Consider the following 13827-nt stretch of genomic DNA (forward strand, 5'->3'; position numbering starts at 1 on the left):
CCATCCCGCCACCGCTCCACCGCTCCTTCCAGCATCCCGCGGTCGGCGGGCCGGTACACGAAGAACTCAGCCTGGCGAATGGCCCCCGAGCGGCCGGTAAAGTCGCCCATCAGGTTATAGAGGGCAAGGCCGTCTTCCACCGTGAGGGGCAGACCACCCTGCTGCCCGTCGCGGTGGGTGGTCTCGGTTGTCCAGGCCACCGGGGGAAGGCTTGAAGGGCGCGCGCCTTTTTCCCAGACCACCTGCGGGAAATCATGGGGAGGAAAGGCCGCCGGAAAAAGGTCGGGCTGGGCCACGTCGGGAACGGGAGAGGCGGCGTTCATGGCTGCACGCTAGACCGGGCAACCTTGATCGTCAATCTTGATCAAGGAATCAATGCTAAGTTGGAGCGTGATGGCGTCCCCTTCCCGTACCCTCACTGCCGCGGAAGCCACCGCTCGTTTAGGGGTCAAGGTGTCTACGCTGTACGCCTATGTCTCGCGTGGCCTGATCCGCAGCGAGCCTGGCCCGTCGGGGACCCGGGAGCGGCGGTACTCTGCCGAAGATGTGGAGCGGTTGCTGCGGCGGCAGGCGGGAAGGCGCGATCCGCAAGGAGCCGCCGAGGAGGCGGTGCAGGAGGCACTGGCCTGGGGCATGCCGGTGCTGGAGAGCGCCCTGACCTGTATCGCGGATGGCCGACTCTGGTACCGGGGCCGCGACGTAGCACGGCTGGCCGAGACCGCGACGGTGGAGGAAGTGGCCGCGCTGCTCTGGACCGGCGACATGGCCAACGGGGCCCGCCTGCCGCTGCGGGCCCGTTTGTTGCCCGCACCGCTTCCCCCTGCGGATACGGTGCCCGAAGCCCTGGGGTACGCGCTTGTGCAGGCGGGGGCACATGACCTGGCGGCACTCGACCAGCGACCAGACGCGCTGCCGGTAGCCGCGGCGCGGATTTTGAACCTGTTGTACGCTACGCTGGAGCGGCAGGCCGGTGTTCCTCCTGCCCCTGACCTGCCGCTGCATGCTCGTCTGGCCCGGACCTGGGGGGCGGATGCCGGGGGGGCGGACCTGCTGCGGCGCGCCCTGGTGCTGCTGGCCGACCATGAGTTGAATGCCAGCGCCTTTGCCGCGCGGGTGGCCGCGGGAGGTGGGGCCAGCCTGCCGCACAGCGCTCTGGCTGCGCTGGCGGCTGTTCAGGGGACCAGCCACGGTTTGGCAGGTGTGGCGGCCTACGAGCTCTTGCAGCAGGCCTGGAAGACGAACCCGGCGAGAGCCCTGCGGCAGGGGATCCGCCGACACGCGCAGCCGCCCGGTTTTGGACACCGCCTTTACCCGGAGGGTGATCCGCGGGCGCGTGTTCTGCTCGCCGCGTTGGAAGCCGCGCGTCCCGAGGCACCGGCTGTTCTTGCCGCTCAAGCCCTCGTCAACCACATGCGGGAGGAGACCGGCGAAGCCCCCAACATAGACCTGGCCCTCGCGGCGCTTGTGTGGGTGCTGGGCCGCGGCGCCGAGGACACGGTGACCCTGTTCGCGCTGGGGAGAACGCCGGGTTGGCTGGCCCACGCCATAGAGGCGCGAACGAGTGGCCGGATGATTCGGCCCCGTGCCCGCTATGTGGGGAGGCGAGAAGACGGGGACGGATTCCGGTGAACGGCGCTTTGGCCTGGCATTCCCCTACGCGGCCGGGTTCTCCCGCACCAGGGCAAAGGCTCGCCCGCCCAGCAGAGCGACCAGCGCGGCTCCTGCAAGCGCGAGCCCGAGGGCGGCGGGCAGGCCGACGTGCCCGGCGATGAAGCCGATGGCAGGCGGTCCCAGCAGGAAGCCCGCGTAGCCGATGGTGGCGACCTGTGCGATGCCCTGCCCAGCGAGGGCGTGTCCAGCGGCCCCGTACAGCACCGGGACCACGTTGCTCAGGCCCAAGCCCGACAGCGCGAAACCCAGGGTGGCGGCCAGGGGGTCACGTACCAGCAGCGCGAGGGCGAGGCCCAGGGCGGTCAGCAGGGCCCCACCGCGTACCGTCGCCTCGTCTCCCAGGTGGGTGCGAACGCGGTCCCCGAACCAGCGGCCGAGCGTCATGGCGGCAACAAAGGCCGCGTAGCCGATGCCGACGTTGCCGCCGGCCACCTGCAGCACGTCGCGGAAGTACAGGGCCGCCCAGTCGTAGTGGGCTCCTTCGGACAGCATTCCCAGAAAGCACAGCCCTCCCAGCAGCAGCACGGCGGGGCTGAGGCGGGGGGACGTGTGGGGCACGGCAGAAGCCGCCGGCACCGCGGGCAGATCGGGGAGGAGCCAGCGACCGGCAACCAGGCCCGCGAGCGTGGTGGCGAGGACAACCAGCCCGGCGTGGGCGGTCATGGGAAGGCGGCCGACCAGCAGGGTGCCGAGCAGCGCGCCCAGCACGCCACCTAGGCTGAAGTAGGCGTGCAGGCGGCTCATGATCGGTCGCCCCAGCCGCCGCTCCACCGTGACGCCCTGCGCGTTCATCGCCACGTCCAGGGCACCGTTGAGCGCGCCCAGCAGGGCCAGCGCCAGCAGCAGCGTCAGCAGGTTGGGTGCCAGGAACGGGAGCAGGAGTGCGAGCATGCACAGGACCACCGCCACCTGCGTGACCCGGTCACTGCCGAAGCGCGCGGTCCAACCCCCCGTGAGCGGCATGGAGACCAGGCTGCCCAAGCCGACAGCCAGCAGCGCGAGCCCAACCTGCGCCTCACTGAGCCCGAGGCGGTCACGAACCCCCGGGATGTTCACCGCCCAGGTGGCAAAGAGCGTGCCGTTGGCCAGGAAGACGGTCTCCAGCGCACGCCGTGCTGCCCCCAGCCGCGCGGGGGAGAGCGCTGAAGCCGAGAGCGGCAGCTCCGTCATAGGAGCTCCGGGGACTGGGCAGTCTGAATCGTTTCAGAACCCACGGCCATACGCTAGCATGACCCCATGCCCCCCGCCAAGCCGCCAGCCCGCCGCGTGACCCTGCGGGACGTGGCGACGCGGCTGGGGGTATCTGCGGCGACGGTCAGCAACGCCTACAACCGGCCTGACCAGCTGTCCCCGGAGCTGCGGGAGCGGGTGCTCAGGGCAGCGCGCGAGCTGGGCTACAGTGGCCCTGACCCTCTGGCACGCAGCCTGCGCCGGGGCCGCACCGGGGTGATCGGCGTGGTGTATGGAAGCGCCCTGTCTTCGGCCTTTGTGGATCCCGCAGCCAGCCTCTTCCTGGGGGGGGTAGCCCGCGCCGTGCAGGAAAAAGGCCTGAACCTGCTCCTTCTGGCGGGTCACCAGGAAGCGGCACCCGGTCCCGTTGCCACGGCCAGCGTGGACGGCCTCATCCTGTACGCAACGCCGGCTGCCAGTTCGGCCCTCGCGGCGGCGCGTGCCCGCCATCTCCCCACCGTGCTGGTCGACCAAGCTCCCCAGGAGGGCTTTCCCCTGATTGGCATCGAGGACGAGAGCGGCGCTGCTGAGGCTGCGCGCCACCTGCTGGCCCTCGGTCACCGGGAGCTGGGCGTGCTGGGCCTGCCCATGGGGCAGGAGAGTGCGCCCCATGCCCACATCCGCGCCCGGCTCAACGGCTACCGCGCGGCCTTGACGGGCACCACGGCCCGCCTGTACCTGCGGGAGAGCCCCGATAATTCTCCTGAGTCGGGCGAGCGTCTGGCCCATACCCTCCTCACCGCTCTGCCGCAGATCACGGCGCTGCTGTGTATGAGTGACGTGCTGGCACAGGGGGCGCTGCGGGCCGCTGCCGCCCTCGGCCTACGGGTTCCCGCTGATCTCAGCGTGGTGGGCTACGACGACATTCCCAGCAGCGCCGCTCTGAACCTCACCACCGTCTGGCAACCCACCGGTGAGAAGGGCCTGGAGGCGGGCCGCGCCCTGCTCGCCCTGCTGCGCGGTGACACGCCCGGCAGCAGGCTCTTGCCGACACGGCTGGTGGTGCGGGGAACAGCGGCGCAGCGGGCAGGACAGGGGAGAGGCGGCTGAAGGTGCGGGGGCTCTACACGTCCTCCCGGCCCGTGTCCATCCGCACGACCCGGGGGCGAAACTCGGCCACGACGTCCACGAGGTCGCGCTGGCGGGCGATGACGTCCTCGATGCGCTTGTAGGCTTGAGGGGCCTCGTCCACGCCACCGCCGATCAGGGTGACGCCGCGTTTTCTCAGGTCGTCATACATGTCCCGCTTGCTCAGGCTCTTCTCGGCGGCTTTGCGGCCCATTCGGCGACCCGCGCCGTGGCTGGCGCTGGCCAGGGCGTCCGGGTTGCCCCGGCCCCGCACCACGAAGCCCGAGTCGGCCATGCTGCCCGGGATCAGGCCGAGCTGTCCGCGCTCCGCCGGTGTGGCCCCCTTGCGGTGCACGATGAGGTCGTGTTCTCCCACCCGCTGCCGCCAGGCGAGGTTGTGGCTGTTGCTGACCTGCACAAGCGGCTGCACGCCGAGGGCCCGAGCGAGGCGGGCATGAATCAGGTCGTGGTTGGCGAGGGCATAGCGCCCCGCGAGGTTCATCGCCTGCCAGTAGCTCTGGCCTTCCTCGCTTCTCAGGGGGAACCAGGCCAGCTTGCGGGCGGCAGGGTCGAGGCTGGGGTGAAGTGCCTGCGCCAGCCGGGTGTAGTGGTTGGCCACCTGTGCTCCAAAGGCGCGTGAGCCGCTGTGTGAAAGAACGGCGAGGTACTCGCCCGCGGTGAGCCCCAGGTCTGGCGTGGGGAGCGTGAGGGTGCCGAACTCCACGAAGTGGTTCCCGCTGCCGGAGGTGCCGATCTGCTCCGCAGCCTTGTCCAGGAGCTGGCGCAACAGGGGCTGCTCGCGCCAGGTCTCCTCGTGCAGCACCGGGTGGTCACCCCGGACCTGTTTCTCGAAGCTGACGCCTGCCCCAAAGCGGGTGTGCTTAAGGAGCAGTTTGCGGGCCTCGTCTGTGCTGAGTGCCTGCGGCTCGAGCGGCAGCACGCTCAGCATCATCGAGCAGCCGATGTCTACGCCCACGCCATAGGGAATGACCGCATCCTCGGTCGCCAGCACCCCGCCGATGGGCAGGCCGTAGCCCACGTGCGCGTCGGGCATCAGCGCTCCGGCGCGGGTGATGGGCAGCAGCATCGCCACGTCCATCTGTTCCCGGGCACCCGGTTCAATCAGGTCTTCGCCCCAGATCCGGTAGGGAAGGGGTGTACGGCGCAGCTCGGCGGGTTGGAGGGGCACTGTGCGGGGAGACGGGGGGCCGCCGGACGAGCGGGTCAGTTCTGCGGCAAGGTCGGCGTACACGCCGCCTTGCAGGTACACCTGGGGGTTGGCCTGCACCGCCTGAAGTTCGTCCAGAATCTCGCTGCGGCCTAGGCCCGCCGCCTCGCGCGCTTGCGCCGCCGCCAGCGCGAGGCGTGCAGCCCTTTTTTCGAAGCCCAGCCGGCTGATGTGTTTTTCATTCATGGCTTCAGCCTGCCTGGGCCGGATGTGGCCTGGTCACTGCCGGGACCGTCTCACCTGGACCGAGGGTTCATGTTCGCCGCCGTTCAGAGGGACCGGGTACGGAGCGCCAGCGCCGCCCGCGCCTCCGCCACCTCATTCCAGGGAAGGGTCTCGTGTTCCCGTTCCAGGGTGTCTTCTGGCCCCTTTCCCGCCAGGAGCACCGTATCCCCCGGCTGAGCCGTGCGGATCACGAAGCGGATCGCCTCGCGCCGGTCCCCGATGCGGGTGAAGTTGCTGCGCCCCGCCTCCCGCGCGCCCCGCTCCATCTCCGCGAGGATGTCTTCTAGGGGCGTGTCCCGGCAATCCTCCTCGGTAAAGACGGCGTGGTCGGCCAGGCGGGTCGCCACCTCGCCCAACGGCGCACGCTTGCTGGGGTCGCGCGGCCCGCCGGCCGAACCCAGCAGCACCCACAGCCGTCCCCCTGTGGTTGCACGCAGGGTGGTAAGGGCCTTTTCCAGACTGGGCGGCGTGTGGGCGAAATCTACGATCACGCGGGGGTCTTCCTCTGTGCTCGGCACCAGTTCCATCCGGCCCGGCACGCCCCGAAAGGACACCAGCCCCTCCTGCAACTGCTCTGCGGTCGCGCCGAGTTGGGCCGCTGCGGCCATTCCCGCAAGCGCGTTCGCCACGTTGAAGCGGCCGATCATGGGCAGGTGCGCTCTGAATGTGCCCAGCGGTGAGGCGACCTGAAAATGCAGCCCGGTCGCCCGCTCCTCGATGCCGCTGGCCCGCCAGTCGGCGTGCTGGTTCTCGGCGCTGTAGGTCGTCTCCTGGGGAGCGAGGCCCCGCAGCTGTGCGGTCCAGGGGTCATCCACGTTCAGCACGGCGAAGGGGGCACGCTCCACCAGCTTGCGCTTTTCCGCGAAGTAGTGTTCGAGGGTTCCGTGAAAATCGAGGTGCTCGCTCGACAGGTGCGTCCATACCGCCACGTCCCACGCCACCCCGCGCACCCGGTCGAGCGCGAGGGCGTGGCTACTCGCCTCCAGCACGGCGGCCTGGGCACCCGCGCTCACCATCTCGCGCAGGGTGGTCTGCACCTGTGGCGCCTCGGGCGTGGTGAAGTGTGCCGGGAAGTGGCGCAGCACCCCGTCCGGCAGCTCGTACCCGACCGTGCTCAGGAGGCCCGTTCGCAGGCCCGCCGCCCGCAGCAGATGCCGCGTGAGCCAACTGGTGGTGGTCTTGCCATCGGTGCCGGTCACGCCGATCACCCGCAGCTGACGGCTAGGGTGCTCGGCCAGAATGGCGGCTGCGTCTGCCAGGGCCGCCCGCGCGTTCGGCACAGTCAGGTAGGGCAGGGGCGAAACCGTCCCCTCCGGTAGGCCCTCACCCAGGACGGCGACCGCGCCTCTGGCCACGACCTCTTCCAAAAAGCTGTGGCCGTCGAACCGCGCGCCACGAATCGCCACAAAGGCGAAGCCCGGCTCGACCCAGGCCGCATGGTGGGTCACGCCGCGCACCTCCACGGCAGGAAGATCAGAAGCGGGCACGGTCAGGGCAGCGGCAAGCTCAGGCAGGCGCATGGGGGGAGGGTAGCAGAGCGCGGGGCATCCAGGGCCCGCTGACTCACCCAGCCCGTATGCTGTGGGTATGGCGGCTTCCTCCCCCGATCACGCGGCCTGCGAGGTGTCGTGCGTTCACCCACAGGCCGTTGCGCGGGCCCGCGCCGCTCAGCCGGACGAGCGGACCCTGACCCGTGCCGCCGCGCTGCTCAAGGCGGTGTCGGATCCCACCCGGCTGCGGCTCCTCACCGCGCTGGGCACCGGAGAACTGTGTGTGTGTGACCTGGCCGCCGTAGTGGGAACGAGCGAGAGCGCGGTGAGCCACCAGCTCCGGCTGCTGCGCGAACAGAACCTCGTCGCACCGCGCAAGGAGGGCCGCGTCGTGTACTACCGCCTCGCGGACGCGCACGTGACGGGGCTGCTGGGCAATGTGCTCGACCATGTCGGGCATGAGGGCACCGAGGGCCGCCCCTAAAAAAGAGGGCCTCTCCGTCTAGGAGAAGGACTACAAAGTTAAAAAATAGTCTTGTTGGCTTCTCCCTCATGAAGCCTTTTTTAAAGCTCATCCTTTATTTTCTTGAGTTTTCTGCCAGGAAGAGGCGATCAGTCTATGGGCAGAATGCTCGGCAGAGGTGAAATGAATATGGCGATGCAAATGCAGGACCTGCAGGATCTTTACGTGCACAAGCTCCAGGATATCTACAGTGCCGAGCAGCAAGCTCTCCAGTTGATGCAGCAGAGCGTGGGCATGGTGCAAAGCCCCGAGCTGCGGCAGGGGATCGAGATGCACATCCAGCAGACCGAACAGCAGATCCAGCGCCTGGAACAGATTTTCCAGAAGCTGGGGCAGCAGCCTGGCGGTGAGGAGTGTGAGGGCATGAAGGGCCTGGTGCAGGAGGCGCAGAAGCTGATGCAGCAGGATGCTAGCCCAGAAGTGCTGGAAGCTGGCATGATCGCCTGTCAACAGGCCGTCGAGCACTATGAGATTGCCGGCTACGGCACCGCCCGCACCTATGCCCAGCTGCTGGGCGATCAGGAAGCTGTGCAGCTGTTGGAACAGACCCTCGAAGAGGAGAAGATGACCGACGAGAAGCTGACGCAGATTGCGCAGCAGATCAACGTCGAGGCGATGAACGCCTAAGACCGGCACCGTGAGGACAAGGGACAGGGCCGCTGGGTTCTGCCCCTTTTTGCTGGCGGTCTCCCATAGGCCTCAGCGCAGCAGCGGCAGCCCGAAGCCGTGCGCCTGCACCCGGTCGCACACCCACCGAAAGGCGGCCGGGTCCTGCACGAAGTCGAGCTCATCGCCCGGCACGCGCACGACCGGGCAGGCGTCAAAGGTACGAATCCACTCGTCGTACAGCCGGTTCAGGCCCCCGAGGTAGGCCTCGGGAAGGTCCTGTTCATACGTCCGGCCCCGCTGGGCGATGCGTTTCTTGAGGGTGGGCAGGCTGGCATCAATATGAATGAGGAGGTCGGGCACCCGCAGCGCCGGAAGAATGCCCTCATAAAGGCCCCGGTAGGTGGCCCAGTCGCGTGCCTCCATCTGCCCCGACTCAAAGAGGTTGCGCGCAAAGATGTTGGCGTCCTCAAAGACCGTGCGGTCCTGAATCACGTACCGCGCGCCCGTCACCAGATTGAGGTGCTGTTCCAGGCGCCGTGATAGGAAATACACCTGCGAGTGAAACGAGTACCGCCGCATGTCCCGGTAGAAGTCTTCGAGGTACGGGTTCTCGGCGTACGGCTCGTACACCGGTCGCAGCCCGTAGCGTTCCGCGAGCATCCGCGTGAGGGTGCTTTTGCCGCTGCCGATGTTGCCGGAAATGGCGAGGTACATGTCAGTGGCTCCGCCGCTGGAGCGTGACCCATGGACCACGGACCAAGGACCACGGACCGGCTCTCATACTGCTGCCCCTTCCCCCACGTGCAGTGCCCGCTCGATACGCGCCAGGATCGCCTGCTCGTCCTCCGGGCTGCCGACGAAGTCGTAGCCGCTGGCATCCACGGTGAGCAGGCGTCCGGGATACGTGCGGAAGTACTCGTCGTAGCGGGCGGTGAGCTCGGCGAGGTAGGCCGCCTGCATGTCCCGCTCAAAAGGCCGCCCACGTTTCTCGATGCGCGAGAGCAGCAGCTCGGGCTCGGCGCGCAGGTACACGACCAGGTCGGGCGTGGGCAGACGGGGCGAGAGGTGCGCGTAGAGATCCTCGTACAGGGCAAATTCAGCGTCCCTCAGGTTCATCGCCGCAAAGATGAAGTCCTTGTCAAAGAGGTAGTCGCTGACCACATGGCCGCTCCACAGCCCCGGCTGCGCGAGCGCCGAGAGTTGCTTGAAGCGCGAAAGCAGGAAAAACACCTGGACCTGGAACGCGTAGGCCTCGGGAGCCTTGTAAAAGCGGGCCAGGAAGGGATTTTCCTCCACGACCTCCAGATTGAGTTCCGCGCCGTAGCGCGCCGCGAGCCGCCCCGCCAGGCTCGTTTTTCCTACCCCGATGGGGCCTTCGACGACCAGGTACATGACGGGGGAATGATAGGGCTTTCCGCTGCGAGCGGCCAGCGACCGGCACAACAAGCCGCTCCAGCCGAAGCCGGAGCGGTGTTCGTGCGCGGGGGCCCGCTTACTGCAACGTGCGCTTTTGTAGCGTCACCTTCACGTCCACCGGCTTCTTGTTGCGCCACACCCGCAGCGTCACGGTCTGACCGGGGCGTTTGGCCGCAACCAGGCGGACCACGTCAAAGGAGTTGCGGACCCGCTGTCCATCGACCGCGACGATCACGTCGCCCAGCGGCGCGAGAAGCTGCCCACGGCTGTTGCGCAGGCTGCCGCGCAGGCCCGCGCGCGCTCCTGCGGTCCCGGCCGGAACCTCGTCGACCAGCGCCCCCTCGGAGGAGCTGAGGCCCGCGAGCTGCCGTAGGGCCGGGTCCAGGGTGTCGAGGTCCACCAGGGACACGCCCAGGGTGCCGCGCTGAGGAACGCCGATCTTTTCGAGGTCGTCGAGGCTTTGGCGCACCAGGTCACCGGGCACGGCGATCCCGATCACACCCGGCACGAAGCTGTTGGGAGCTGCATTGGCATCGGCCACGCCAACGACCGCGCCGCGCGAGTCAAGCAGGGGCCCGCCGCTGTTGCCCTGCTGGATGTTGGCGGTCGTGACCAGGTACTGCCCGATCTCCTGACCCAGCCCGTCGTTGCGCGGGATGTCCCGGGCGCTTGCAGCCACGCTAAACACGCCGGTGCCCACGTAGTTCTGGATGCGCAGCGGCGAGCCGATGGTGATCAGCTTCTGGCCCGGAACAAGGGCCGCGCTGCGCCCAAAACTCAGTGTCCGGGGGGCCGTCACGCCGGTCACGCGCAGGATGGCGATGTCGATGCCGGGGTCAATGCCCTCGACCCGCGCCGTCACGCGCCGACCGTTGTAGAGGGTCACGCTGACCGACTCCTGGTACTGGATCACGTGGTAGTTCGTGACGATGAGGTTCTTCTTGTAGAAGAAGCCCGTTCCGGTATCGACCGGGTCATCCCCCGGTTGCAGCGCCTCCTTGCGCAGCCGGGCGTCCACCCGCACCACGGCGGGCAGGGTCTTTTGCACGACCTCCACCGTGTTGATCTCCTCGGGCGTCACCAGAGCACGCTGCGCCGTGACCCGCCCGGTGATATACGCGCCCGTCACTGCGCCCATCAGCAGCAGCGCGACACCCGCGGCGCGCAGAACCGGCTTCACTCGCCGCCGCCGCCCGCGCTGCTGGCCTCGCCGCCGGACGCGGCTTTGGGCCGCGAGTCCGTCACGTAGAAGCCGCTGCCACGAAAGGCAATCCCCGGCGTGGAAAGCACGCGTTTGATGGGCGCGCCTGTCTCGGGATGCTGGGTCAGCGGCTCGTCGCGCATGCTCTGCTTGATCTCATAGAGTTCGCCCGTCTCGATATTCTTGTACACGTACGTCGGCATCGCTTCCCTCTCTCCGCGCGTCAATGTAGCAAGCTTCCCATGAGAGGGAACGTGAACGTCTTCTCAGGAGAGCTTCCCTTCCTGACGGCTCCGGGTGCCGGCTCCTTCAGCCAAAGCCCCCGCCCGATGCCTGGGCGGGGGCCGGTTCGTGCGGGCTTAGGCCCCGACCAGGTTCTGTTCCAAGCCGAACACCGCGCGGTCGTCCACCGCCAGCGGCTCGTTTCCGGCCTTGATGGTCGCGGCGAGCATCTTGGTCTCGGGGAACAGCTTGGTGAAGTAGAAGCGGGCGGTCTGCACCTTGCCCAGGTAGAAGCCGTCTTTGTCCTGGCCAGCGTCGATCTTCTCCTGCGCGATCTTCGCCATCCGGGCCCACAGGTAGCCGTACACGACGTGTCCGAAGTAGCGCAGGTAGTCCACGGCGGCGGCGTTGACCTCGTCCGCGCCTTCTGGTCCCTGCATCGCCTTTTGGCCGATCACCATCGTGAGGGTGCCGAGCTGGCCCGCAGCCTTGCCCAGCCCGTCAAGGTAGGGGGCAAGATGCTCGTCGTCCGCGTTCTCCTCCACAAAAGCCTGCAGCACGGAAGCCAGCTTCTGTAGCCGCTTGCCACCGTCCATCAGCACCTTGCGGCCCAGCAGGTCGAGCGCCTGGATGCCGTTGGTGCCCTCATAGATCTGGCCGATGCGGGCGTCACGCACGAACTGCTCCATGCCCCACTCGCGGATGTAGCCGTGTCCGCCGAAGACCTGCTGCGCCAGCACCGCGGTCTGGAAGCCGTTGTCGGTCATGAACGCCTTGGCGACGGGCGTGAGCAGCGCGACGAGGTCGGCCGCCTCCTTGCGCCTTGCCTCATCGGGGTGGTGGTGCTCGATGTCGATGCTGAGGGCCAGCCACATCGCGAGCGCGCGCCCCGCTTCCGTGTACGCCTTGCCGGTGAGCAGCATGCGGCGCACGTCGGGGTGCACGATGATCGGATCAGCCGCTTCCGCGGGATTCACGCGCGGCTCGTGCCGCATCTGCAGGCGGTCTTTGGCGTAGGTGAGGGCATTCTGGTACGCCACCTCACCCAGCCCGAGCCCCTGGAGGCCGGTGCCCAGGCGAGCGGCGTTCATCATGATGAACATGTGGTTCATGCCCTTGTTGATCTCGCCGACCAGGAAGCCCCGGGCACCGTCGAAGTTCAGCACAGCGGTCGCGTTGCCGTGGATACCCATCTTGTGCTCGATGGCGCCGCACGTCACAGCGTTGCGCTCGCCGAGAGAGCCGTCGGCCTTCGGCAGGAACTTGGGCACCAGGAAAAGGGAGATGCCCTTGGTGCCCTGCGGGCTGCCCTCCAGGCGTGCCAGCACGAGGTGCACGATGTTCTCCGCCAGGTCGTGCTCACCGGCGCTGATAAAGATCTTGGTGCCGGTGATGGCGTACGTGCCGTCACCATTGTCGGTGGCCTTGGTGCGGATGATCCCGAGGTCCGTTCCGGCGTGCGGCTCGGTCAGACACATCGTGCCGGTCCACTCGCCGCTCACGAGTTTGGGCAGGTAGGTGTTCTTCAGTTCCTCGCTGCCGACCGCGTGCAGCGCCGAATACGCGCCGTGCGAGAGGCCGGGGTACATAGACCACGCGACGTTCGCGCTGGTCATCATCTCGACAAGCGTGTTGCTCACCAGGTGGGGCATCCCCTGGCCGCCATAGGCCGGGTCGGCATCCAGAGCCGTCCACCCCGCCTCACGGTACTTGCGGTAGGCCTCCTTGAAGCCGGTGGGGGTGGTGACGCTGCCGTCCTCGTGCCGAGTGCAGCCCTCCTCATCCCCCACGCGGTTAAGAGGCACAAGTTCGCTCTCGACAAACCGGGCCGCCTCCTCCAGCACCTGGTTCATAAGCTCTGGATCGGCCGTCTCGTTCTCGGCGTAAAAGGGCAGAGCAGCGAGCTGGCTGGGGGCATCAAGCAGCTCGTGCATCACGAACTTGATGTCGCGCAGGGGGGCTTTGTACTGGGGCATCTCTCGTCTCCTCCTCGTGGGGACTGCCCTGAGGGCACCCGACAACTGTTGATTGTACTCAGTCTAAAACGTTGAGGCGCGAAAGTCACGTGGGCTGATGCACCCTCGGGGATGAGGGGACTGAGCCCTTAAGCAGTTCTTCAGAGAGTTGAAGAACGCCATCTTTGCCGCAGGGCCTCAAGGAGCTCAAGGACGCTTTCGGGTATTCTGATCCGAACATGAACTACCCAAGCCTGGTCTGGCACCTCAAGCGGACGGAGCTGTTCGCGGACCTTGAGTTGGCCGAGCTGGAACGGGTGGCCGCCGCCACGCCCTACCGCACCTACGGACCGGGCGAGGTGATCTACCGGATGGACGATCCGGCGGACGCCCTGTACTTTGTGCGCAGCGGTCTGGTGAAGATCAGTAAGCTCTTTCCCAACGGCAAGGAAGCGATCTTAGGGGTCATTGGTCAGCACGACACCTTTGGTGAACTGCTGTTGCAACCGGAAGAGCGCCGCCCCACGCAGGCCGAGGCGCTGGAGCGTACGACCCTGATCGTTCTGCCGCGGCAGGAACTTCAGAAGCTCCTGGGCACCAAACCCGACCTCGCCATGAAGCTGATTCGCCTGATGGCCGCCCGGCTGTTTGAGGCGCAGTCCTGGACGGCGACCGTGAGCGCCTATAGCGCCCCCGAACGGGTTGCCAGCCTGCTGTACCGCCTCGCCCGCGAGTTTGGGCGGCCTCATCCTCAGGGCGTGGAACTCGCCCTGAGGCTCAACCAGGAAGACATTGCCCGCATGGTCGGCGCCACCCGTGAGACGGTCAGCCATTCCCTGGGCAAACTCAAGCAGGAAGGGGCCATCAGCCGCGCGCGCACGCCGATGGTGGTGCGTCTGGATGCCCTGCGGCGCTACCTGGAAGAGGACTAAACGGCGGGACGAGCAGCTTTGGTGGCGGCAAGTCGGTCGGGTGGCCGAGCCCGGAGG

The 13827-nt window shown here is 67.6% G+C and carries 14 protein-coding genes (1 of these 14 running past the window's edge); 5 read left to right on the forward strand and 9 right to left on the reverse strand.

Annotation, left to right across the window (positions count from 1 at the left end):
* Positions 1–323, reverse strand: partial view of a pyruvate carboxyltransferase gene (locus EI73_RS09565; RefSeq protein ID WP_034386233.1) — the 5' end (the start) only. 988 nt of this gene lie to the left of the window's left edge; only the first 323 of its 1311 coding nucleotides appear in the window; its start codon is at positions 321–323; the stop codon falls past the left edge of the window.
* 70 nt (positions 324–393) lie between these two features.
* On the opposite strand from EI73_RS09565, the gene EI73_RS09570 reads away from it, so the two are divergent.
* The gene (locus EI73_RS09570) at positions 394–1629 is read left to right on the forward strand and encodes a citrate synthase family protein (protein ID WP_034386236.1); all 1236 of its coding nucleotides are present in this window, start codon (positions 394–396) and stop codon (positions 1627–1629) included.
* Between the two features lie 24 nt (positions 1630–1653).
* Here the strand turns inward: EI73_RS09570 and EI73_RS09575 are convergent, their stop codons facing one another.
* Positions 1654–2841 carry an MFS transporter gene (locus EI73_RS09575; RefSeq protein ID WP_051935468.1) on the reverse strand — a complete coding sequence of 396 codons (1188 nt, stop codon included), beginning with the start codon at positions 2839–2841 and terminating at the stop codon, positions 1654–1656.
* 66 nt (positions 2842–2907) lie between these two features.
* On the opposite strand from EI73_RS09575, the gene EI73_RS09580 reads away from it, so the two are divergent.
* Positions 2908–3951: a LacI family DNA-binding transcriptional regulator gene (locus EI73_RS09580; RefSeq protein ID WP_051935469.1), complete on the forward strand. Its 1044-nt coding sequence runs from the start codon at positions 2908–2910 to the stop codon at positions 3949–3951.
* Positions 3952–3964: 13 nt separating this feature from the next.
* Here EI73_RS09580 and EI73_RS09585 read toward each other — a convergent pair whose 3' ends face one another.
* Positions 3965–5383, reverse strand: a complete 1419-nt coding sequence (locus EI73_RS09585; protein WP_034386239.1) for an RtcB family protein — start codon at positions 5381–5383, stop codon at positions 3965–3967.
* Positions 5384–5466: 83 nt separating this feature from the next.
* Complete coding sequence (locus EI73_RS09590) at positions 5467–6942, reverse strand: UDP-N-acetylmuramoyl-L-alanyl-D-glutamate--2,6-diaminopimelate ligase (RefSeq protein WP_034386241.1); 1476 nt, start codon at positions 6940–6942, stop codon at positions 5467–5469.
* Positions 6943–7009: 67 nt separating this feature from the next.
* Here EI73_RS09590 and EI73_RS09595 point away from each other — a divergent pair, with 67 nt between their 5' ends.
* The gene (locus EI73_RS09595) at positions 7010–7396 is read left to right on the forward strand and encodes a helix-turn-helix transcriptional regulator (protein WP_034386243.1); all 387 of its coding nucleotides are present in this window, start codon (positions 7010–7012) and stop codon (positions 7394–7396) included.
* A gap of 168 nt (positions 7397–7564) precedes the next feature.
* Positions 7565–8062: a ferritin-like domain-containing protein gene (locus EI73_RS09600; protein ID WP_034388025.1), complete on the forward strand. Its 498-nt coding sequence runs from the start codon at positions 7565–7567 to the stop codon at positions 8060–8062.
* 72 nt (positions 8063–8134) lie between these two features.
* Here the strand turns inward: EI73_RS09600 and EI73_RS09605 are convergent, their stop codons facing one another.
* The 5 genes from EI73_RS09605 to EI73_RS09625 form a co-directional block, all read right to left on the reverse strand.
* Complete coding sequence (locus EI73_RS09605) at positions 8135–8758, reverse strand: deoxynucleoside kinase (protein WP_034386244.1); 624 nt, start codon at positions 8756–8758, stop codon at positions 8135–8137.
* 63 nt (positions 8759–8821) lie between these two features.
* The gene (locus EI73_RS09610; RefSeq protein WP_034386247.1) at positions 8822–9436 is read right to left on the reverse strand and encodes a deoxynucleoside kinase; all 615 of its coding nucleotides are present in this window, start codon (positions 9434–9436) and stop codon (positions 8822–8824) included.
* A gap of 100 nt (positions 9437–9536) precedes the next feature.
* Positions 9537–10640: a S1C family serine protease gene (locus EI73_RS09615; RefSeq protein ID WP_034386249.1), complete on the reverse strand. Its 1104-nt coding sequence runs from the start codon at positions 10638–10640 to the stop codon at positions 9537–9539.
* Complete coding sequence (locus tag EI73_RS09620; RefSeq protein WP_034386251.1) at positions 10637–10864, reverse strand: FmdB family transcriptional regulator; 228 nt, start codon at positions 10862–10864, stop codon at positions 10637–10639. The genes EI73_RS09615 and EI73_RS09620 overlap by 4 nt, the downstream gene beginning before the upstream one ends.
* 156 nt (positions 10865–11020) lie before the next feature.
* The gene (locus tag EI73_RS09625) at positions 11021–12859 is read right to left on the reverse strand and encodes an acyl-CoA dehydrogenase C-terminal domain-containing protein (protein ID WP_034386254.1); all 1839 of its coding nucleotides are present in this window, start codon (positions 12857–12859) and stop codon (positions 11021–11023) included.
* Between the two features lie 218 nt (positions 12860–13077).
* Here EI73_RS09625 and EI73_RS09630 point away from each other — a divergent pair, with 218 nt between their 5' ends.
* Positions 13078–13770 carry a Crp/Fnr family transcriptional regulator gene (locus EI73_RS09630; protein WP_034388026.1) on the forward strand — a complete coding sequence of 231 codons (693 nt, stop codon included), beginning with the start codon at positions 13078–13080 and terminating at the stop codon, positions 13768–13770.
* Positions 13771–13827: the final 57 nt, after the last annotated feature.

Source organism: Deinococcus sp. YIM 77859 (assembly GCF_000745175.1).
GTDB lineage: Bacteria > Deinococcota > Deinococci > Deinococcales > Deinococcaceae > Deinococcus.